At 31.8% G+C, this 19,982-nt stretch carries 20 protein-coding genes; 18 read left to right on the forward strand and 2 right to left on the reverse strand.

Translation table 11 applies throughout. The features are described from left to right. The first annotated feature begins 407 nt into the window (after nt 1-407). Both CPJCM30710_RS01945 and CPJCM30710_RS01950 read left to right on the forward strand, forming a co-directional pair. Nucleotides 408-2,042, forward strand: a complete 1,635-nt coding sequence (locus CPJCM30710_RS01945; protein ID WP_246503427.1) for a nitrite/sulfite reductase — start codon at nt 408-410, stop codon at nt 2,040-2,042. 858 nt (nt 2,043-2,900) lie between these two features. Further along, nucleotides 2,901-4,052 carry an MFS transporter gene (locus tag CPJCM30710_RS01950; RefSeq protein ID WP_212902485.1) on the forward strand — a complete coding sequence of 384 codons (1,152 nt, stop codon included), beginning with the start codon at nt 2,901-2,903 and terminating at the stop codon, nt 4,050-4,052. Between the two features lie 230 nt (nt 4,053-4,282). Here the strand turns inward: CPJCM30710_RS01950 and CPJCM30710_RS01960 are convergent, their stop codons facing one another. Next, nucleotides 4,283-4,981, reverse strand: a complete 699-nt coding sequence (locus CPJCM30710_RS01960) for a YsnF/AvaK domain-containing protein (protein WP_246503428.1) — start codon at nt 4,979-4,981, stop codon at nt 4,283-4,285. A gap of 171 nt (nt 4,982-5,152) precedes the next feature. Beyond that, on the reverse strand, nt 5,153-5,602 hold the full coding sequence (locus CPJCM30710_RS01965) for a YsnF/AvaK domain-containing protein (protein ID WP_212902487.1): 450 nt from the start codon (nt 5,600-5,602) through the stop codon (nt 5,153-5,155). A gap of 364 nt (nt 5,603-5,966) precedes the next feature. On the opposite strand from CPJCM30710_RS01965, the gene CPJCM30710_RS01970 reads away from it, so the two are divergent. The 16 genes from CPJCM30710_RS01970 to CPJCM30710_RS02040 all read left to right on the forward strand — a co-directional run bounded on the left by CPJCM30710_RS01970 (nt 5,967) and on the right by CPJCM30710_RS02040 (nt 19,860). Further along, complete coding sequence (locus tag CPJCM30710_RS01970) at nt 5,967-6,869, forward strand: hydrogenase small subunit (protein ID WP_212902488.1); 903 nt, start codon at nt 5,967-5,969, stop codon at nt 6,867-6,869. A gap of 18 nt (nt 6,870-6,887) precedes the next feature. Beyond that, a complete protein-coding gene (locus CPJCM30710_RS01975; RefSeq protein ID WP_212902489.1) occupies nt 6,888-8,324 on the forward strand; it encodes a nickel-dependent hydrogenase large subunit in 1,437 nt (478 codons plus the stop codon). Then, nucleotides 8,324-8,794 carry a hydrogenase maturation protease gene (locus tag CPJCM30710_RS01980; protein ID WP_212902490.1) on the forward strand — a complete coding sequence of 157 codons (471 nt, stop codon included), beginning with the start codon at nt 8,324-8,326 and terminating at the stop codon, nt 8,792-8,794. Before CPJCM30710_RS01975 ends, CPJCM30710_RS01980 begins: the two co-directional genes overlap by 1 nt. Next, a complete protein-coding gene (gene hypA / locus CPJCM30710_RS01985; protein ID WP_212902491.1) occupies nt 8,787-9,128 on the forward strand; it encodes a hydrogenase maturation nickel metallochaperone HypA in 342 nt (113 codons plus the stop codon). The genes CPJCM30710_RS01980 and hypA overlap by 8 nt, the downstream gene beginning before the upstream one ends. 1 nt (nt 9,129) lies before the next feature. After that, nucleotides 9,130-9,792, forward strand: coding sequence for a hydrogenase nickel incorporation protein HypB (gene hypB, locus CPJCM30710_RS01990; protein ID WP_212902492.1), 663 nt, complete (start codon nt 9,130-9,132; stop codon nt 9,790-9,792). Between the two features lie 2 nt (nt 9,793-9,794). Then, nucleotides 9,795-9,968: a Sec-independent protein translocase subunit TatA/TatB gene (locus CPJCM30710_RS01995; RefSeq protein ID WP_281413942.1), complete on the forward strand. Its 174-nt coding sequence runs from the start codon at nt 9,795-9,797 to the stop codon at nt 9,966-9,968. A 24-nt stretch (nt 9,969-9,992) separates the two neighbouring features. Further along, nucleotides 9,993-10,757: a twin-arginine translocase subunit TatC gene (gene tatC, locus CPJCM30710_RS02000; RefSeq protein WP_212902493.1), complete on the forward strand. Its 765-nt coding sequence runs from the start codon at nt 9,993-9,995 to the stop codon at nt 10,755-10,757. Beyond that, the gene (hypF, locus tag CPJCM30710_RS02005) at nt 10,723-12,993 is read left to right on the forward strand and encodes a carbamoyltransferase HypF (RefSeq protein WP_212902494.1); all 2,271 of its coding nucleotides are present in this window, start codon (nt 10,723-10,725) and stop codon (nt 12,991-12,993) included. Before tatC ends, hypF begins: the two co-directional genes overlap by 35 nt. Nucleotides 12,994-12,996: 3 nt before the next feature. Beyond that, a complete protein-coding gene (locus tag CPJCM30710_RS02010) occupies nt 12,997-13,215 on the forward strand; it encodes a HypC/HybG/HupF family hydrogenase formation chaperone (RefSeq protein WP_212902495.1) in 219 nt (72 codons plus the stop codon). A gap of 18 nt (nt 13,216-13,233) precedes the next feature. Beyond that, a complete protein-coding gene (gene hypD / locus CPJCM30710_RS02015) occupies nt 13,234-14,331 on the forward strand; it encodes a hydrogenase formation protein HypD (RefSeq protein WP_212902496.1) in 1,098 nt (365 codons plus the stop codon). Then, nucleotides 14,331-15,011 carry a cobalt transporter CbiM gene (cbiM, locus tag CPJCM30710_RS02020; protein ID WP_246503429.1) on the forward strand — a complete coding sequence of 227 codons (681 nt, stop codon included), beginning with the start codon at nt 14,331-14,333 and terminating at the stop codon, nt 15,009-15,011. Before hypD ends, cbiM begins: the two co-directional genes overlap by 1 nt. A 33-nt stretch (nt 15,012-15,044) precedes the next feature. After that, nucleotides 15,045-15,362 carry a PDGLE domain-containing protein gene (locus CPJCM30710_RS17750; RefSeq protein WP_246503430.1) on the forward strand — a complete coding sequence of 106 codons (318 nt, stop codon included), beginning with the start codon at nt 15,045-15,047 and terminating at the stop codon, nt 15,360-15,362. Between the two features lie 9 nt (nt 15,363-15,371). Continuing rightward, nucleotides 15,372-16,319: a cobalt ECF transporter T component CbiQ gene (gene cbiQ / locus CPJCM30710_RS02025; RefSeq protein WP_212902497.1), complete on the forward strand. Its 948-nt coding sequence runs from the start codon at nt 15,372-15,374 to the stop codon at nt 16,317-16,319. A gap of 4 nt (nt 16,320-16,323) precedes the next feature. Next, nucleotides 16,324-17,079, forward strand: coding sequence for an energy-coupling factor ABC transporter ATP-binding protein (locus CPJCM30710_RS02030; protein WP_212902498.1), 756 nt, complete (start codon nt 16,324-16,326; stop codon nt 17,077-17,079). A gap of 33 nt (nt 17,080-17,112) precedes the next feature. Next, a complete protein-coding gene (hypE, locus tag CPJCM30710_RS02035) occupies nt 17,113-18,117 on the forward strand; it encodes a hydrogenase expression/formation protein HypE (protein WP_212902499.1) in 1,005 nt (334 codons plus the stop codon). A 75-nt stretch (nt 18,118-18,192) separates the two neighbouring features. Continuing rightward, nucleotides 18,193-19,860 (forward strand): hydrogenase maturation protein, encoded by a 1,668-nt coding sequence (locus CPJCM30710_RS02040; protein ID WP_212902500.1) that lies wholly within the window; start codon nt 18,193-18,195, stop codon nt 19,858-19,860. The last annotated feature ends 122 nt before the right edge of the window (nt 19,861-19,982 follow it).

Genomic DNA, 19,982 nt, shown 5'->3' on the forward strand with positions numbered 1-19,982 from the left:
AAAGAAATAGATGTAAAAACTAATTTAAATTAACTAATATTAAATTTATTGTATTCTTAAAAATTCTATGCCAATATTATTTTTAAACATAGTTGTTTCAGGAGATAAGAAAGAAGCTGTGGCCGGCTATTACAAAGTATTAAATAGACCTAATCAGTGAAGATTTTTATTGCAAAATTTTTGTTCTTAAAGAAGCAGAACATTTTATTTCTTGATATCTAAATTATAATATAATATTATAAATATATAATGAATTCCTATTTGAATATAAGGATTTGTTAATATCACCTATATTGTTAAAAGTGCGACAGTAGCATTGATTTAAACAGCAAGGGCGATCGTTTAGTGCGTAAGCTAGTGATAGTACAGTTTGAAAAATTAAAATTATTTATTTAAAAGGAGATATTATGATAAAAATTACAGAAGAAATATTAAAAAGTGTAGAAGAATATAAAAGTAATCTTCAACAATATAAAGAAGGTAAGTTAGATAATTTTAAATCCTTCAGTGCCTTTATGGGAATTTATAAAGAAGGATTAAAAGATACTTATATGGTAAGACCTAGGATTCCGGGTGGAGTTGTAAAATTAGATCAGTTAAAAGTGATAAGTGATATAGCTAAAAAATATGCTGAAAGCAAGATACGCTTTACAACAAGACAAGACATTCAATTTCATTCAGTAAAAATCGATTATTTAGATAGTGTGTTAGAAGAGTTGGTGAAGGCTGGATTAACTACAAAAGGTGCTGGTGGAGACAGTGTAAGAAACGTTGCATGTTCTCCCCTTTCAGGAGTAGCACAGGATGAGGTTTTTGATGTTACTCCATATATGAAAGAAGTTGCAAACTATATGATGAAAGATCCTGCAAACCTTAGGTTGCCAAGAAAATATAAAGTATCTTTTTCAAATAGTCCAGAAGATACAGCTAATGCTACTATAGCAGATATAGGTTTTGTAGCAAAAATAGTAGATGGTAAAAAAGGCTTCGAAGTTTATGCCGGCGGTGGACTTGGCGGTGGTGCTGCAGTATCATTAAAACTTGAAGACTTCATAGAAGATGCAGATGCATTATATTATGTACAAGCAATGAAGCAAGTTTTTGAAAGAGAAGGCGATAGAACTAATAGGCACAAAGCTAGATTAAGATTTGTTGTAAAGAGATTAGGAGAAGAAGGGTTTATCCAACTATTTAGAAATGAACTTGATAAATTAAGAGCTGAAAAAGACTTAAAGCTTAATATAGATTCAAAAGAAGAGAAGACACAGAATACTGTAGAAGATAATAAATCACAATGGGACAAGAAGTATGAAAATCTAATATTCTCACAAAAGCAAGCAGGATATTACTCTGTATATATTCATCCACAAAATGGAAGTATGAGTACTGATAATTTAGATAAGGTATTAGATTTCCTAACAAGTTTAAACTATGAAACATCTATAAGATTAACTCTAACTCAAGGTTTCTTTGTAAGAGACTTAAAAGAGAAAGATGTACAGAATCTAATAGATATAACATCTAAGTTTTCATCTGTATTTAATATATATAATTCTATAACCTGTGCAGGACCAACAATTTGTAATTTTGGTATTAATGATTCTCAGGGGCTTTTAATTGGTATAGTTGAAGCTTTTAAGAATGCATCAGTTGAAATAAAGAGTGCATTGCCAAGAATGTTTATATCAGGATGCCATAATTCATGTGGACAACATCAAAGAGGAGTTATAGGACTTACTGGAAAGAAAAAGCGTACAGATGATGGAGTGATTCCTGTATATGGTATATCTTTCAATGGAAGATTAGGGTCAAATGTAGCAAGATTTGGAGAGGTTTATGGAGATATACCTGCAAAAAAAATACCTAAATTCCTTATAGAGCTAGCTGATTTAAAAGTAAACTCAGGCTATATAGACTTTGTAGAATTTATAGAAAATAAAGAAAGAGAAGTAAAGGAATTAGTTAGTAAGTATTCCTCATTAGAAAGTTTTAGTGAAAACCCTGGTTTATATTCTGATTTTAGTTGCAAAGAAGGGCTTTAGGTCTAAAATAAAAGTTGGTAAAAACTTGAATATATTGTAGAGAAGTAAAACGTACCCCTTAGGCAGCTTAAGAACGTAATTTAATCTATTTAGGGTAATATTACCATTAAATTTATTACTCTTCTTAATAGGTAACTTATTTTAGATGGTTTGATTTTGAGATTTAATTTAAATAATTCGTTTAATTTTTATTTATTATACATGAAAGGACTTGCATAATTGCTATATGCAAGTCCTTTCGTATGTGAAAAAAATAGAAAAAATTAGATTAAGCATTAAATCGATGAAATATACACTTAAGTCAATATAATAGATGTAGGAATCAATCCCATTATATTGAATTTGGCATCCATTTATGTTTTACTATTAATTGGGGTGAAATATATGATAATTATTGGAATAAAGGCATTAGGAAAAGGAGTAGCTAAAATATTTGCTAATGCAGAATAGGTAAATTCATTGGTGGAAAAACTTTAAATGAATTCGGGTGTGTTGATGTACTGATTAATAGACTTTTATAGGGTTTTATGATTTTTGATAACGATATAAGATAATGAAATATCGTAAGCTTGGAAAAACAGAGTTAAACTTATCTGTAATTGGTGTAGGAACATGGCAATTCGGTGGAGAGTAGGGAAAGAACTTTACTCTGTCAGAAGTAGATTAAATATTAGGTAAGGCAAACTATAGCTGTGACTAGTTTGATTCCAGGATGCAAAAGTGTAGAGCAATTAGAATCAAATGCGAAAGCTGCGGATTTAGATATTTTTAATAAATAACTCAACTGTGTACTCATTCTAACATTATAAAACTGATATTTCCTAGAAGTATCGGTATAGAAAACGAGGTATGAATATCATGAAGGAAACATATAAAAAATATTTAGGGTCATTTTATTTCATATATTTTGCAATGGGAGCCTTTTTTCCTCTTTTATCTCAATATCTTAAGCAGAGCGGTTTAAATGGTGTACAAATTGGTTTAATTATGGCCATGAATTCATTTCTATCTATTTTTTTTCAACCATTTTGGGGGATACTTTCTGATAGAACTCAAAAATTGAAATTAATTCTTATGAACACTATAATTGCTTCTGCTTTACTTGGAATTTTAGTGTCTTCTATAAAAAGTTATTTAGGTTTAGTTATAGTTTTTATCTTCTTATATATATTTCAAAGTGCGGTAGGTCCCTTGGCGGATTCCATGGCACTGCACTCTGGCATAAACTATGGATCAATACGACAATGGGGGTCTATTGGTTTTGCAATGGCAGTTTTTGTTTCAGGAATGGTGGCACAATATTTTAAACTGTATTTTATATTTTATATTTATGGAATCTCTTATTTCCTCTCTTTAATTTTTATAAAGAGTATAAAAATTAATCATCATAAAGTGGAGCACAGACAAATTCATGGTATAAAACAACTTTTTAAGAATCCTAATTATATACTTTTTCTCATAGGTTGCTTTTTTACCTTTGGGCCCATCAGTTCAAATAATGCATATTTTGGATTGTTATATGAAGATTTAGGAGGAAATCTTGCGGGAATAGGAATTGCTTTTTTGCTATTTGCAGCTAGTGAAGCTCCATTTATGAAACATAGTGATTTTTTTATAAAGAGATGGGGATTTACAACTGTATTGATGGCTTCTACTTGTATTTCTGCTGTAAGATGGATTTGGTATAGTTCTGCTCCTTCTCCTATTTTGATATTGATTTTGTTCGTATTGCAGGGAGCTTCTGTTGGAACTTATCTTTCTGCCGCAGCACAATACATTAGAGAAAATACACCAAAAGAATTAACTACAGCTGCTTTAGGTATATATACTTCTTTAAGCATTGGCGTGGGTTCTATGATATGTAATTTTATGGGTGGATATATATACGAGCATTTTAGTATTGAAAAAGTATATTTGTTTTTGAGCATTTTTACTTTTATAGGATTGATTCCTTTTGGAATTTTACAGTTTAGAAAAATTCCTAGGATTTTTACGGAACGTGTGAATTAATTAATATGATAAAAATGACCATTGACGTTAGTACTAGTTAGTAATGTTAAAAGAACCTATAGCAAGATATGGACCCTTTATTATGAATACAATAGATGAAATTTTAGAAACTATTGACTATTTTTACAATAAAGATTAATATACGAAAACAGATTTTCAATCATCAATAATTTTAAAACAAAATTAGCAGGGGAGTAGAATACTACTCCCTTTTCTTTATTTATTGTCATTTAAGTCTTCTTATTTATAACTTTAGATTTTCCTGTAGTTTTCACATGAAGCTTTTCTTTTTTTAAGGTTTCTTTAATATGCTCAATCTCTTGGAATTGATGATTATAAATTTCAACATCTTCTAGAATTACTGGATGCTTTGTAACCTCAATACGTTCTTCGCTAATAGGTATTCGGATCGTCTCAATATGGTTATTCGTTTGATCTGGAGAATCTGTATTTAAAACTTTTTTCTCAATTACAAGTTCTTCGCGGGTCACAGGGACAGTAATATTTTTTTCTACTGTAAAAGCTTCTTTGTGTACAGCTACTTCTCCTGTTTTTATCCACTTCTTGACGATGTCCAACTTTTCTTTCCGAAGTTGGAGTTTTGCATCGGTATTAATATCATTAATAACCTGCTCTGGATTTTTGTGATTATTCACATATGAGTCATATTCCGCAATTTCGGCTTGCGAATTATATAATACTATTAGGCTCCCTATACCGCCACCAATAAAGATACCTAATACAGTTCCAGTTATGATTGCATTAACGGGACTAGCTGTAATTATGAATCCAAGTATGGGAATAACTAAGGTACCTATTTCATTCAAGATACCGAGCACTGCTCCAAAAATTCCTCCAGCTAATGCACCGATAGCAACGCCTCTTGACATCTCAGTTCTTTCTTGATAAAACATAAATTTTTTTGACATATTTAATCCTCCAAAGTTACTTTAATCATAGTGTTTTATCTTTTTAACTTTAAACAAAGTAATAAAGAATGAGGTAATATAACTATAATTTAAGGTGCTTTTGAAAAACACCTCACAAATCGTACTTACGATTCGGGAGGTGTTTCTTGGTTTCGTTTTATACAGTATTACTTAGTGGAGAGAGCGAACTGTATCATCACTAACTATATCAGGATCACCAGTTTTACTTACGCGAGCTTCTTCTCTTTTTAAGGTTTCTTCTACGTGTTCAGTTTCTTCTATTTCTCTCTTGTAAGCTGAAATCTCCCCTGTTATTACGGTATGTTTATCTACTTCAACTTTTTCTTCACTAACAGGAATACGAATGGTTTCTTCATCACCAATAGGTGAATCGGAGGACTCATTATGGATGGCTCTTCTTTCAATAACAACTTCCTCATGAGTAACAGGAACATCAACCGTTTCTGTTTCTTCTATAATCTCTTTACTTATTTCTACCTCACCTGTTCGCACTTTATTTTTAGTTATATCAAGTTCCTCTTTGCGAAGACGAAGCTTTCCTTCATCATTATCTTCTCTTTTATCAGTATCATCAAAGATTCCTCCAAATAATCTACTCATAGTTACCTCCTCTAATCATATAATTTTATACTTGTATTTATGGTGTACTTTTCAGGTATACATTATAACAGGAAAGGTAATGAAGAAAATCTAATAAATTCATTTTATGAAAGATGAATTTATGGGTTCACTGACAAAGTTCATAAATTACATATTAATTGTTTATATAGTGATTAATCTAAATAACTGAGAAATTAAAAAAATATTGACTATTCCAATAGGATTCGTTAAAATAATTATATGAAATTGATAATTAAAATCAATAAGGACACGGTAATTAAACATGATATAAATATATTTAATAAACTAATTAAGATATTTATATATAATGAGAATGAAATTCACTATTTATAGGAGGGGAAGCATGAAAGTATCAAGAAGAAGTTTTTTAAAGTGGTGCACAGCATCAGCTGCTGCACTGGGATTAACAGAATTTGATCTAAACAGATTAGAAAGTGTGGTTTTAGCAGCAGAAACCACCCCGCCAGTTATTTGGCTTCAGGGTTCAGGGTGTTCAGGGTGTTCTATATCTTTACTGAATGCAGTAGAACAAACTACAGTAGATGATTTTTTAATTAACAAAGTAAGTATGAAATATCATCATAATCTTATGACTGCGGCTGGAGATTTAGCTATATCTGCCATAGACCAGACGGTGGCTCAATATAATGGGCAATTTATTTTAGTTGTTGAAGGGGCGGTTCCTACTGCAAGTAATGGTATGTACTGTGTTTTAAGTGAAAAAAATGGAGTTCCTTGGACAATGTTAGATGCAGTCAAAGAATTAGGTCCGAAAGCTAGTTATGTTATTGCAGCTGGAACATGTGCTTCTTTTGGGGGAGTGCCAATGGCTGGTCCAAATCCTACTGGAATAATGAGATTAGATACTCAAATTTTATATGGTCAAACGAAAAATAGAATAATTAATCTTCCAGGGTGTCCGGTTCATCCATATACATTAACTAAGACTATAATAGATCTTTTACTTTATGGTATGCCTAAACTAGATTCAGAAGGAAGGCCTGAGCCATACTATAAATCAAGTGTACACAGTGCGTGTCCTAGAAGAGGAAAAGGAACTGCCGTAGTACTTGGGGAACTTAATAAATGCTATAAAAATTTAGGGTGCAAAGGGCCTCAGACATATTATGATTGCCCAAATAGAAAATGGAACAACAAGGTAAATTGGTGTATTGACGGAGGACATTCTTGTATTGGATGTTCAAGTAAAGATTTTCTTAAAGAGTCAATCTATAAATTTGTTTAAAAGGAGGCTTATTAGAACATGGCAACAAAAATAAAAATAGATCCAGTAACAAGACTAGAAGGACACTTAAAAATTGAGGTTGAGATAGATAGTACTAATAAGGTAATCAGTGCTTACAGCACGGGAAATATGTTTAGAGGGTTTGAAAAAATCCTAATTGGAAGAGATCCACGAGATTCTATACATATAACTCAAAGAATATGTGGTCTTTGTCCAGTAAGCCACAGTATAGCTGCAGTAAAAGCTGTAGAAGATTCTTTTAAATACACACCTTCTTTCAATGCAAAGCTTCTTAGAAACTTAATTCAAGGTGGCAACTATCTATCTGATCATATCTTACACTTTTATCATTTAGCTTTGCTAGATTACGTTAAAGGACCAGCTAAAAGTCCTTGGACACCGGGATATAGTGGGGATTATAGATTAACAGATGCAGAAAACCAAGCTTTAATCGACAACTATTTAAAGGCTTTAGAAATAAGAAGAAAAGCCCATGAGATGACAGCAATTTTTTCAGGGAAGATACCTCATGTTATGTCTATTGTGCCAGGCGGTGTAACAAAACAACCTACTAGTACAGATATAAATAAATTTAAGACATATCTAAATGAAATAACAACTTTTATAGATAATCAATATATGAATGATTTAAATTTTATTGCTAATAAATATAGTGATTATTATAACATAGGTAAAGGATGCGGAAATTTACTAACTTATGGGGTGTTTGATATTGACACCAATGGGAATAATTTATTTAAATCAGGGATATATATAAATGGAAGTTACTATTCAATGGATTTAACGAAGATTAAAGAATATGCGAAATATTCCTGGTATACAGATGCTTCAGGCAATCTGCATCCATCAGTTGGGAAAACAGAACCATCTTACGGAAAAACTGGAGCATATTCATGGTTAAAAGCTCCACGTTATGATGGACAAGTATTTGAAGTGGGCCCATTAGCAAGAATGTTTATGAATAAAGAATACACTAGAGGTATTTCTGTAATGGATAGACATATGGCTAGAGGACTTGAAACAAAGAAATTGGCACAGCAGATGTTAACATGGATTGATGGAGTGTCTACTTCAACTAATCCATATAAGCAATTACCTTTGCCTACTTCAGGTACAGGAGTTGGATTAACGGAAGCACCAAGAGGCGCTTTAGGACATTGGTTGAATTTCTCTAACAAAGCATTGACAAATTATCAAGTACTTACTCCTACTTGTTGGAATGTTTCTCCACGAGATGATATGAGTCAAATGGGCGCTTTAGAACAGGCATTAATTGGTGTCACTATACAGGATATCAATCAACCTATTGAGTTGTTAAGAATTGTCCATTCCTTTGATCCATGCACAGGATGCTCAGTTCATGTTATAGACCCTGAAAAAAATCTAAAGGCAAAATTTGTAGTATCAACTCCTAATCCTAATGGGGTTCTGTAATGAAAAACATAGCAGTTGTAGGAATAGGAAATATACTACTTAGGGATGATGGAATAGGAATTCATGTCATTAACATGCTGCAGAAGGAACCACAGGAAAAGAATGTAGAGATTTTTGATGGAGGAACTTGTATATTTAGTTTAATAGATATATTTGTAAAAAATCATAAGGTAATAATAGTAGACAGTCTAAAAGGGGGACATCCCCCTGGAACTGTCTATAAAGTTACACCTGAAGAGTTAGGTAGTTGTATAAAAGCTAATTCCTCTCTTCACGATGTACAGGTTCTAGATATTTTAAATAGTGTAAAACTGATGGGATACTCACCAGAAGTGATTATTATTGGAGTAGAACCAAAGGAAATATTTTATGATATGGATATATCCTCAACCTTAAGAGAACAAATACCTAAAATTATTGAAGTCATAAAAGAGGAATTAGGAAAAGAAGTAGGTGAGCACAGTGCATGAAGTTTCTATTATGGGAGATATTTTTAACATTGTGAATGAAAATATAGTAAATTATAAGATGAAAAAAGTAAACAAAATTCTTCTAAAAGTTGGAGAATTCACTTGTGTACAAGAAGATGCTCTTCAATTTGCTTTTGAAGCTTTCTCAAAGGATACAGTGGCGGAGGGAGCAGAGCTAATTATAGACAGGGTAGAGGCTACTGCAAAGTGTAGTAATTGCGAAGAAATATTTAAGATAACCTTTGTTAATAAAATTTGTCCTAAATGTCAAACTTTTAGTAACAATATTGTTACAGGATATGAATTACTGTTGCAAGAGATAGAGGGGGAGTAAAATGAAACAGATTTTAGTAAAAAAGAATATACTTCAAACTAATGAAGAAATTGCTTTAAGAAATAAAGAAGTTCTATTAGAAAAAGGAATTTTTACAATTAATTTATTAGGATCACCAGGAGCAGGAAAAACTTCTGTATTAGAACAAATTATAAAAAATTTAAAAGATAAAGTGAATATGACTGTAATTGAAGGAGACCTTTATACAACAAAGGATGCAGAGAGAATCGAAAGTCATGGAGTGCAAGTGATTCAAGTAAATACAGGAGGAGCATGTCATTTAGATGCTTCTATGATTGAAGAAGCTATGAATCATATAGATATTGAAGGGATGGATTTTCTTATTATCGAGAATGTAGGAAATTTAGTTTGTCCAGCTTCCTATAACCTTAGTGAAGATATGAAGGTAACAGTCTTAAGTATAGCGGAAGGAAATGATAAACCCCTAAAGTATCCGTCTATGTTTCAAAGATCTGAAGTTCTTATAGTAAATAAAGTAGATTTAATAGAGTTTACAAACTTTTCAATGGATGAGCTGTACAAAGATATAAAGTCATTAAATGAAAATATAAAAATCTTTGAAGTGTCTTGTAGAACAGGACAGGGTTTAGATGAGCTGTGTGAATATTTTAAATCAAAGGTATATGAAAGAAGGGGGATGTAATAATGCCAAGTTTAGGATTACCTGAATTAATTGTTATTCTTGTTATAGCACTTGTTGTTTTTGGTCCAAAGAAACTGCCAGAGGTAGGAAGAGCTTTAGGATCATCTATTAAGGAATTTAAAAAGTCTGCGAAAGAAATTACCAATGATATCGAGAATAAAGAAAAGGATTCTTAGATTAAGAATAGGAAGTGAAATATTATGTCTAATGCAGATCAAGAAATGACCATCATTGATCATCTTGATGAATTGCGAAAAAGAATACTTATTTGTATTCTTTTTGCGTTTCTATTTTCCATTATAGCTTATACAAAATCATCAACAATTATATCTTTGCTAAAAGCACCTTTAGGAGATGTAGTGCTAGTTTTTATTACTCCTATGGAAGGATTTATGACTAAATTAAAGGTAGCTTTATTAGGAGGTATGGTATTAGCGTCTCCTGTACTGTTTTTGCAAACTTTGTTGTTTATGTCTCCTGCTCTTTATAAAAAAGAGAAAATATTATTATTTTCTTGTTTACCTTTTATTATTCTTTTATTTTTTGGTGGAATATATTTCAGTTATCAATTTATACTTCCGACTACATTACAATATCTAATGAGTTTTAGTGACGAATCGATGAAACCAATGCTTTCAGCGGAAAAGTATTTTACCTTTGTAATAATGCTTACAATTGCAATAGGAGCAATTTTTGAATTACCAATGATCATGCTTTTACTTTCTAAACTTGGAATTGTAAATTATGAGCTGTTAGCTAAGAGAAGAAAGTATGCTTTATTAGTTATAGTAACTATTACCGCTGTACTGACTCCAACTCCAGATGCATTTACCCTTTTAGCTGTTGCAGTACCGCTTATATTATTATTTGAGATAAGCTTGGGAGTAATGTATTTATATCATAAAATTGCTGGTTCTAGGAGAAATGAAGATGAAGAAGTTAGTGAGGAAATACATAATAGTTAAAGGCATAGTCCAAGGAGTAGGATTTAGGCCATTTGTTTATAATGAAGCAATTAAAAACAATCTTACTGGTTGGGTAAAAAATACATCTGAGGGTGTATGTATTGATATAGAAGGACAAGAAAGAGAGATAAATGTTTTCTTAGAAGAACTAAATAACAACTCTCCTATACTTTCTAAAATAGAGGAAATTTGTGTACAAGATAGATCTTTACAATATTATAAGGAATTTATAATTGATAGAAGCTGTAAAGATACGTATGGTACCACTTTTATTTCTCCAGATGTAGCAATTTGTAAAGATTGTGAAAAGGAGATAACAGATTCAAACAATAGAAGATATGAATATCCTTTTACTAATTGTACAAGTTGTGGACCGAGGTTTTCTATAATAAAAAAGTTACCTTATGACCGCTCAATGACAACAATGGGAGTCTTTAAAATGTGTTCTGATTGCAGTGAAGAATATGAAAGCCCTATAGATAGACGATTTCATGCTCAACCAAATGCTTGCAATATATGCGGTCCTAAAGTCTGGTTAACAGATAAATATGGAAACTTCATAGAAAGCACGGAACCTATAAAGAAAGCTAGACTTTTACTTAAGGAAGGGAAAATCATTGCTGTAAAGGGGATTGGTGGATTTCATCTTATCTGTGATGGAAAAAATGAAAAAGTAATTCAATTATTAAGGGATAGGAAGGGAAGATCATCAAAACCTTTTGCACTTATGATGAAAGACATAGAAACAATAAGAAGCTATTGTTATGTAAATGACCTAGAGGAAAGAATTCTTATTGGAATTAGAAGACCTATTTTATTACTAGATAAGAAAAATGAACAATTACCTAATAAGATAGCTTTTAATAATAATAAGTTAGGAGTAATGCTTCCATATACTCCTCTCCATCACCTTTTATTTGATGAGGAGCTAACTGTTTTAATTATGACCAGTGCCAATGTAAGTGGACTGCCTATAATATATAAAAATGATGAGGCTTTAGAAAGTCTAAAAGATGTTGTAGATTATTTTTTACTGCATGATAGAGAAATACATGTACCTGTAGATGATTCTGTTTCTAGAGTTGTTTTAGGGAAAGAGTGTGTAATTAGGCGTTCAAGAGGATATGCACCAGCTGCCGTAAGAGTAGAAGATATAACTGAAACCTTAGCTTGTGGAGCAAATTTAAAGAACAGTTTTTGTATATCAAAGAAACAGTTTGCATTTTTAAGTCAGCATATAGGAGACTTAGAAAATTTAGAGACTTATAAAAGTTTAGAAAATAATATTAAGCATTTTAAAAATATATACAATATTCAACCCAAGTTAATAGCTCATGATTTACACCCGAATTTTTTATCAACGGATTTTGCACAGAAAGAAGAGGGCGTAAAAGTTCCTGTACAGCATCATCATGCACATGTAGTAAGTTGTATGGTAGAAAATAAGATAAACACGAAGGTAATAGGAATTGCCTTTGATGGTACGGGATATGGAACAGATGGTAAGATTTGGGGAGGAGAATTTCTGATCTGTGATTATTTAAATTTCGAGAGAGTGGGGCATTTAAAGTATGTAAAGATGCCAGGAGGAGATGCAGCGGCTAAGGAGCCTTGGAGAATGGCGCTTAGTTACATATATCATGTTTATGGAGATGAGTTTGATATAAATATGGTACATGATGTATCTGAAAGAGATATAAAAAACATAATTATGATGTTAAAACACAATATGAACTGCCCCGAGACGTCTAGTATGGGAAGATTATTTGATGCTGTATCTGCATTACTAGCATTCAAAAGAAAAATTACCTTTGAAGGAGAGGCAGCTATTGAATTAGAGATTTTAGCAGATTTAAATGATGAGAGGTTATATAGTTATGGCATTGACACGGTTAATGGAGTTTATATAGTAAATACAGATCTCATCATAAGAGATATTATAAAAGATATGAAAAATCAGGTGAGTACGAATATTATAGCCAAGAGGTTCCATAATACTGTAGTGGCTTTTTCTATAGAAATATGTAGATTAATTAGAAATAAATATAATATAAGTTCAGTAGTTTTAAGTGGAGGGGTATTTCAAAATGAGATTCTTTTAAAAGGATTATATAAAGTACTTATGAAAGAAGGATTTGAAGTATATACCCATGGAGAGATTCCTTGTAATGATGGAGGAATAGCAGTAGGACAATTGATGATTGCAAACTATAAATATAAAAACAGGGAGGAATAAGAGATGTGTGTAGCAGTTCCAGCAGAAGTAATAGAAATTATGGGTTCTGAAGCTTTAGTGAATTTTGGAGGAGTAAAAAAGAAAGTAAATATAGATTTAGTAGAAGACCTGAAAGTTGGAGAATATGTGCTTCTTCATGCAGGTTGTGCAATGCAGAAAATAGATAAAGAAGAAGCAGAAAATACCTTGAAATTGTTTGAAGCGTTAGCTGAAAGTGAATAAGCTAAGGAGAGTTCTAAAATGAAGTATTTAAAGGAATTTAGAAATGCAGAGTTAGTTAAAGAGATGTTAAAAAAACTTTCTATAAAGGAAGATAAAGTTATAACAATAATGGAAGTATGCGGGACACATACTATGTCTATCTTTAGAAGTGGAATAAGGGATTTATTACCTTCTAATATTAAATTAATTTCAGGACCAGGATGTCCAGTGTGTGTTACATCTCAAGGGTATATAGATACAGCTATAGAACTAGCTAAAAGACCAGATATTATGATTGCTACTTTTGGAGATATGCTTAGAGTTCCTGGTACAAAGAGCTCTTTACAAAAGGAAAAAGCATTAGGGAGAAATATTAAAATGGTGTATTCTCCGCTAGATGCTGTTGAACTTGCAAAGGAAAATATTGATAAGGAAGTGGTGTTTTTAGGAATAGGCTTTGAAACCACTGCACCTACCATTGCATTAAGTGTAGAAAAAGCTTATCAAGAAAATGTGAGGAATTACTCAGTACTGCAATCTATAAAGACAATGCCAGCAGCCATGAGGCAGTTAGTTTTAGATGAGGAGCTTAAGATTGACGGCTTTCTATGTCCAGGACATGTAAGTACGATTATAGGGGTTAAGCCTTATGAGTTCTTAGCATCTGAGTTTAATGTACCAGCAGTGGTAGCAGGTTTTGAATCTGGTGATATAGTAATGGGAATACATGAGCTGATAGAAATGATTAAGGAAAAGAAGTATGGAGTAAAAAATCAATATACTAGACTTGTACAATATGAAGGAAATACAAAGGCTTTGGCTATGATAGATAAAGTATTTGAAGTAACAGATAGTGTATGGCGTGGCTTAGGTAAAGTAGAGAGTACAGGTTTAAGATTAAAGGAAAAATACAGTTTATTCGATGCAGAAAAGAAGTTAAATATAAAAATAGCAGATAATAAAGTGAAAACAGGTTGTATTTGTGGAGAGATTCTTAAAGGGAAAAAAACTCCTCCTCAATGTAGGCTATTTGGTAAGGTATGTAATCCACTGAATCCTGTAGGTGCTTGCATGGTTTCTGAAGAGGGAACTTGTGCTGCTTACTATAAATATAAAGGTATAGAGGGGGAATTATAATGCATATTCCAGATGGATATATAGGGTTGGAGACAGCTGTTCCTTTTATAGGTATTATGGTTTCTATATGGAGAAAGGCTCTTAAGAAGATAAAAACTACATTAAAGAAAAAACACATACCTGTTCTTTCTATTGGAGCAGCTTTTTCCTTTACTGTTATGATGTTTAACGTTCCGCTTCCGGGTGGAAGTTCTGGTCATGCTGTAGGCGCTGTTTTATTAGCAGTGTTATTAGGTCCCTGGGCAGCCTGTATAGGGGTATCGTTAGCTTTAATAATTCAAGCTCTAGTATTTGGTGATGGAGGAATATGGGCAATAGGTGCTAATAGTTTTAATATTGCTTTTGCTATGCCCTTTGCTGGTTATTGCACATATAAATTAATAAGAGGTAGTGCAGAGTCTTTATCTAAAAGAGACCTTCTTGCTGCAGCGGTCGCAGGATATGTTGGATTAAATATTGCTGCTTTACTTACGGCTTTAGAGTTTGGAATACAGCCATTGTTATTTAAGGCCGCTGACGGTACACCTCTTTATAGTCCATATCCACTATGGATTTCAGTACCAGTTATGATGTTTGAACATTTACTTATTGGAGGTCCTATTGAAGGAGCAATAACAATGCTTGCTTATTTATATGTAGGAAAGAGCAATCCAAATTTGATAGATATAAAAAAAGTATAAATTTGAGTAAAACTGTTTTAGGAGGAAATTTGTATGAAAAGAAAGTGTAAAAATTTATGGACTGCTCTTGGAACATTGATTTTATTATCTCCTTTAGGTATGTTGGCGCCTGGGACTGCTTGGGGGGAGTGGGGCTCCGATGAACTTATAAAAATGACTGGATTTGTACCAAAAGGGTTGCAAAAATTATCAGAGAGTTGGAAATTTACACTTTTCCCTGACTACAGCATATTTACCTCTGAAAAGGGATTTTCTGCTCAGGCTTTAGCATATATTTTTTCAGCTGTAGTTGGAGTAGCATTACTAATTATATTTATAAATTTATTAGGAAAATTGCTGAAAGTAGAATAGAGAGGGCTTATGAGTAGAGAAGTTACAATGCCTGAGTGGTTATTAGAAAAGTCTCCAGAGAATTACCAATGTTATAAAGGGAAAACTAAAAGTATAAAAAAGAATTTTGTTATTAGAACACTTAAACACCTATATGAAGTCATTAAAAATGATTTCTTAGCAGATGTGTATCATAGAAAAAATGGATTTTTACAAAAGTTAGATCCAAGAGTAAAAATTGTAACCTTTCCATTGTTAATAGCTTTCACAACGGTTGTAAGAAGCGTAAGTGTTTTAGCAGCAATATATTTATTTACATTAGCATTAGCTGTAATATCAAAACTTCCTATGATGAATTTTATTAAAAAAATAGGAGTGATAACAGCTTTATTTACCTTTTTAATGACATTTCCAACGATGTTTAATATTGTTATTGATGGAGAGGTTCTTTTTAGTATTTACCAATTAGAAAAAACCATAATGATATGGGGATTTAATATTCCTTCTAGTTTATCAATCACTAAACAAGGCCTTACTGCAATGGCTATTTTAATTTTAAGAGTAAGTATTTCTACATCCCTAGGTTTTCTTTTGTTTTTTACAACTCCGTGGGTAAATATAATGAGAAGTTTAAGCTTAATAAGGATTCCACAAATTTTTATTACAATGTTAGATATGTCATATCGGTATGTTATGGTGTTAATCAAAAGTTCTCTTGAAATATTTCAAGCAAGAAAAATAAGGATTGTAGGTAAAGTAAGTTATATAAATAATAAAAAATTTATATCTAATTCTATAGGCACATTATTTGCTAAAAGTATGGATATGAGTACAGATATTTATATGGCTATGCTATGTAGGGGATATAATGGAGAAGTAAAAACCATAAATATCTTGAAGTTAACAGTACTAGATTATATTTGGATATTTGGTATAGTAACATTTTTAGGCATCTGCATATTTATGAAGGGGATTTGAATTTATGTATAATGACGAAATATTTGAACTTAATCATTTACAATATAGTTACATAGATGAGTTTGCGGCTTTAATTGATATTAATTTTAAAGTTAAAAGAGGAGAGAAAATATGTATCCTTGGAGCTAATGGTTCAGGAAAATCAACTTTATTAAAGATTTTAAGTGGTTTATATTTTCCTAAAGAAGGAGCCATGAAAGCTTTTGGAGAGTATATAACAGAAGAAAATATGGAAGATGATTATTTTTCTAAACAGTATCATAGGCGAGTAGGATTTGTTTTTCAAAATTCTGATGTACAGCTTTTTAATAGTAGTGTATGGGATGAAATAGCTTTTGGTCCAATACAGTTAGGATTAAAAAAGGAAGAGATATTTAAGAGAGTAGATGATGTAATGGAATTATTTAATATATCTCACCTCAAAGAAAGACCACCTTATAGATTAAGTGGGGGAGAAAAGAAGAAGGTAGCGTTAGCATCAATATTAGTTAATAATCCTGATGCATTGATTTTAGATGAACCTACCAATGGACTTGATCCTAAATCACAAAGATGGTTGGTAAATGTATTAATTCAGCTAAATAGAGCTGGAAAAACAATTATTACTTCTACTCATGATTTAAAATTAGTAAATGAGATAGCAGATAGGATCATTGTCTTAAATGAAGATCACCAAATCGTTGCGGATGGTGCAGTTGATGAAATTTTAAAGAATAGAGAACTACTTTTACAGGTAAATCTTATAGACGAATATAACTAAAAAATAATGACTAATATGAAAGAGGTGTAACTTATGGATATTATTACTTTATCCCATGGAAGTGGGGGGAAATTAACTCATAATTTAATAGAAGATTTATTTTATAAACATTTTAATAATGAAATTTTAGCTCAAAAGAATGATTCCTCAATTTTACCTAGTTTTAGTGGCAAAATAGCTGTAACAACAGATTCATTCGTTATAAATCCAATTTTTTTTGATGGAGGAGACATTGGAAAATTATCAGTATGTGGTACAGTAAATGATTTGGCGATGAGTGGTGCAAAGCCTCTATATTTAACTGTAGGATTTATCATAGAAGAAGGATTAGAAATGAGTTGTTTAGAGAAGATTGTTGAATCAATAGGGAGAACTGCTAAAGAAGCAAATGTGAAAATAGTCGCTGGAGATACAAAGGTTGTAGAAAAGGGAAATGCAGATAAAATATATATAAATACAACAGGGGTAGGAGTAATTGAAAAAAATATATACTTAAGTGGAGATAATGCAAAACCTGGAGATAAAGTTATAGTAAGCGGAACTTTGGGAGATCATGGAATATGCATTATGTCCAAAAGAAAAAACCTAGAATTTGATGTATCAATAAAAAGTGATTGTGGGCTTTTAAATAATCTTGTAGAAAAGATATTACATGTAAGTAGTAATGTAAGAGTATTAAGAGATCCAACAAGAGGTGGACTAGCTACTACCTTAAATGAAATAGCTAATCAAAGTAGAAACAGTATTTTATTATATGAAGAGAATATTCCAGTAAAAGATGAAGTTAGAAGTATGTGTGAGATTTTAGGATTAGATCCTTTATATGTTGCAAATGAGGGAAAAGTTGTGGTAATTGTTGCATCGGAAGATGCTGATAAGGTATTAGAAGAAATGAGAAAAGATCCTATGGGTAAAGATGCTCAAATAGTAGGAGAAGTAGTAAAAGATAATAGTGAAAAGGTATATTTAAAGACAGAAATAGGGGGAACTAGAATGCTGAATATGCCTGCAGGAGAATTACTACCAAGAATTTGCTAAAAATTCATATTATTCTGGAAATAGGTTTGTTAATTTTATATAAGAATGATTTTTACAAAGGAAGGTTGAGGAATTTTGCGTATTCTATTTTTGGTAACAGCTCATAATAGTTTAAGTCAAAGGGCTTATGTAGAATTAACTGATTTTGGACATGATGTTTATGTTCAACCTGCACTTGATGATAGTATTATGATAAGTTCAGTTGAGCAGTATAAACCTGATTTAATAGTAGCTCCTTTTTTAAAAAAATATATTCCAGAGATTATTTGGCGCAATCATACTTGTATTATTGTTCATCCAGGTATTAAGGGTGATAGAGGTCCTTCTTCTTTAGATTGGGCGATTCTTAATAATGTAAAAGAGTGGGGAGTTACTTTACTTCAGGCAAATGATATGATGGATGCCGGTGATATTTGGGCATCCTATAATTTTGAAATGAGAGTTACTAGCAAAAGTGATTTGTATAGGAAAGAAGTTGCTGAAGCTGCTATAAAGGGATTGATAGAGGTAGTTGAACGTTATGAAAAGGGAAATTTTACTCCACAATCTCTTGATTATAGCAATCCTGATGTAAAAGGAAACTTGCATGTACCTATGAAGCAAGTGAATAGGGCAATTGACTGGTCAGAACCAACAAAAGTTATAGTAAGAAAGATTCGTTGTGCGGATAGCCAACCAGGAGTTCTAGATACTATTTACGGAGATGAATATTTTTTATATGGAGCACATGAAGAAGATCTATTAAAGGGAAACCCAGGTGAGATTATTGCCTGGAGAGATGGGGCGATTTGTAGAGCTACTGGAGATGGTGCACTTTGGATTACTCATTTAAAAAGAAAGACCTGTGAAGAACATTTATATTTTAAACTTCCAGCAACTCAAGTTCTTGCTGATAATTTAAGAAGTGTACCAGAAGCACCTATAACAATATTTGATAATTATAAAGGCAGTACGTATCGTGAGATTTGGTATGAAGAAAGGAATAAAGTAGGATATCTATATTTTAATTTCTATAATGGAGCTATGAGTACAGAACAGTGTATGAGGTTGAGAGAAGCATTTATTAAGATACGAAAGAGGGAAACAAAAGTCATTGTTCTCATGGGAGGTTATGATTTTTGGTCAAATGGAATTCATCTCAATGTGATTGAAGCAGCAGAAAAGCCTTCAGATGAGTCTTGGAGAAATATTAACGCTATAAATGATCTTATTCGTGAGATTATTAACACGGATACTCATTTAGTAATATCAGCTATGCAAGGTAATGCAGCAGCAGGAGGAGTTATCTTAGCATTAGCATCTGATTGGGTTTTTGCCCGTAAAGGAATTGTTTTAAACCCTCATTATAAAAAAATGGGGTTATATGGTTCAGAATATTGGACATATCTCCTTCCTAAACGTGTTGGAAAGGAAAAGGCCATTGAGCTAACGGAGAATTGTTTACCTATAAGTACATATACTTCTAAGAAACTTGGTTTAGTAGATGATGTGTTTAATGCAGTAGATTTTAAACAACAGTTAATTTCTTTCGCTGAAGAATTAGCTAATAATGCTAATTATGAAAAGATATTAATTGAAAAGAATCAGATACGACAGAAAGATGAAAAAATAAAGCCTTTAGAGCGGTATCGCCAAGAAGAATTAGAAAAGATGTGGCTTAATTTTTATAGTTCCGATTCAATTTATCATGATTTACGTAAACAGTTTGTTTATAAGCTTTCTTGTCAACTAAAGTTATCTTAGTATTCGTTACTAACTTCACAGATATGAGAAATCTTAAGGTATTAGTATTATTTCTGTATTTAGGAATCTCCTAAGTAAGCAAAGAAGATACCAATGGAACATTAATAGTAATGTGTTCATAA

This window comes from Clostridium polyendosporum, assembly GCF_018332455.1.
In the GTDB taxonomy this organism is placed as follows: domain Bacteria; phylum Bacillota; class Clostridia; order Clostridiales; family Clostridiaceae; genus Clostridium_AY; species Clostridium_AY polyendosporum.

Coding starts and splice junctions, on each gene's coding strand:
- CPJCM30710_RS01945 (WP_246503427.1), top strand. CDS start 408: ATGATAAAAATTACAGAAGAAATATTAAAAAGTGTAGAAGAATATAAA.
- CPJCM30710_RS01950 (WP_212902485.1), top strand. CDS start 2,901: ATGAAGGAAACATATAAAAAATATTTAGGGTCATTTTATTTCATATAT.
- CPJCM30710_RS01960 (WP_246503428.1), bottom strand. CDS start 4,981: ATGTCAAAAAAATTTATGTTTTATCAAGAAAGAACTGAGATGTCAAGA.
- CPJCM30710_RS01965 (WP_212902487.1), bottom strand. CDS start 5,602: ATGAGTAGATTATTTGGAGGAATCTTTGATGATACTGATAAAAGAGAA.
- CPJCM30710_RS01970 (WP_212902488.1), top strand. CDS start 5,967: ATGAAAGTATCAAGAAGAAGTTTTTTAAAGTGGTGCACAGCATCAGCT.
- CPJCM30710_RS01975 (WP_212902489.1), top strand. CDS start 6,888: ATGGCAACAAAAATAAAAATAGATCCAGTAACAAGACTAGAAGGACAC.
- CPJCM30710_RS01980 (WP_212902490.1), top strand. CDS start 8,324: ATGAAAAACATAGCAGTTGTAGGAATAGGAAATATACTACTTAGGGAT.
- hypB (WP_212902492.1), top strand. CDS start 9,130: ATGAAACAGATTTTAGTAAAAAAGAATATACTTCAAACTAATGAAGAA.
- CPJCM30710_RS01995 (WP_281413942.1), top strand. CDS start 9,795: ATGCCAAGTTTAGGATTACCTGAATTAATTGTTATTCTTGTTATAGCA.
- tatC (WP_212902493.1), top strand. CDS start 9,993: ATGTCTAATGCAGATCAAGAAATGACCATCATTGATCATCTTGATGAA.
- hypF (WP_212902494.1), top strand. CDS start 10,723: ATGAAGAAGTTAGTGAGGAAATACATAATAGTTAAAGGCATAGTCCAA.
- CPJCM30710_RS02010 (WP_212902495.1), top strand. CDS start 12,997: ATGTGTGTAGCAGTTCCAGCAGAAGTAATAGAAATTATGGGTTCTGAA.
- hypD (WP_212902496.1), top strand. CDS start 13,234: ATGAAGTATTTAAAGGAATTTAGAAATGCAGAGTTAGTTAAAGAGATG.
- cbiM (WP_246503429.1), top strand. CDS start 14,331: ATGCATATTCCAGATGGATATATAGGGTTGGAGACAGCTGTTCCTTTT.
- CPJCM30710_RS17750 (WP_246503430.1), top strand. CDS start 15,045: ATGAAAAGAAAGTGTAAAAATTTATGGACTGCTCTTGGAACATTGATT.
- cbiQ (WP_212902497.1), top strand. CDS start 15,372: ATGAGTAGAGAAGTTACAATGCCTGAGTGGTTATTAGAAAAGTCTCCA.
- CPJCM30710_RS02030 (WP_212902498.1), top strand. CDS start 16,324: ATGTATAATGACGAAATATTTGAACTTAATCATTTACAATATAGTTAC.
- hypE (WP_212902499.1), top strand. CDS start 17,113: ATGGATATTATTACTTTATCCCATGGAAGTGGGGGGAAATTAACTCAT.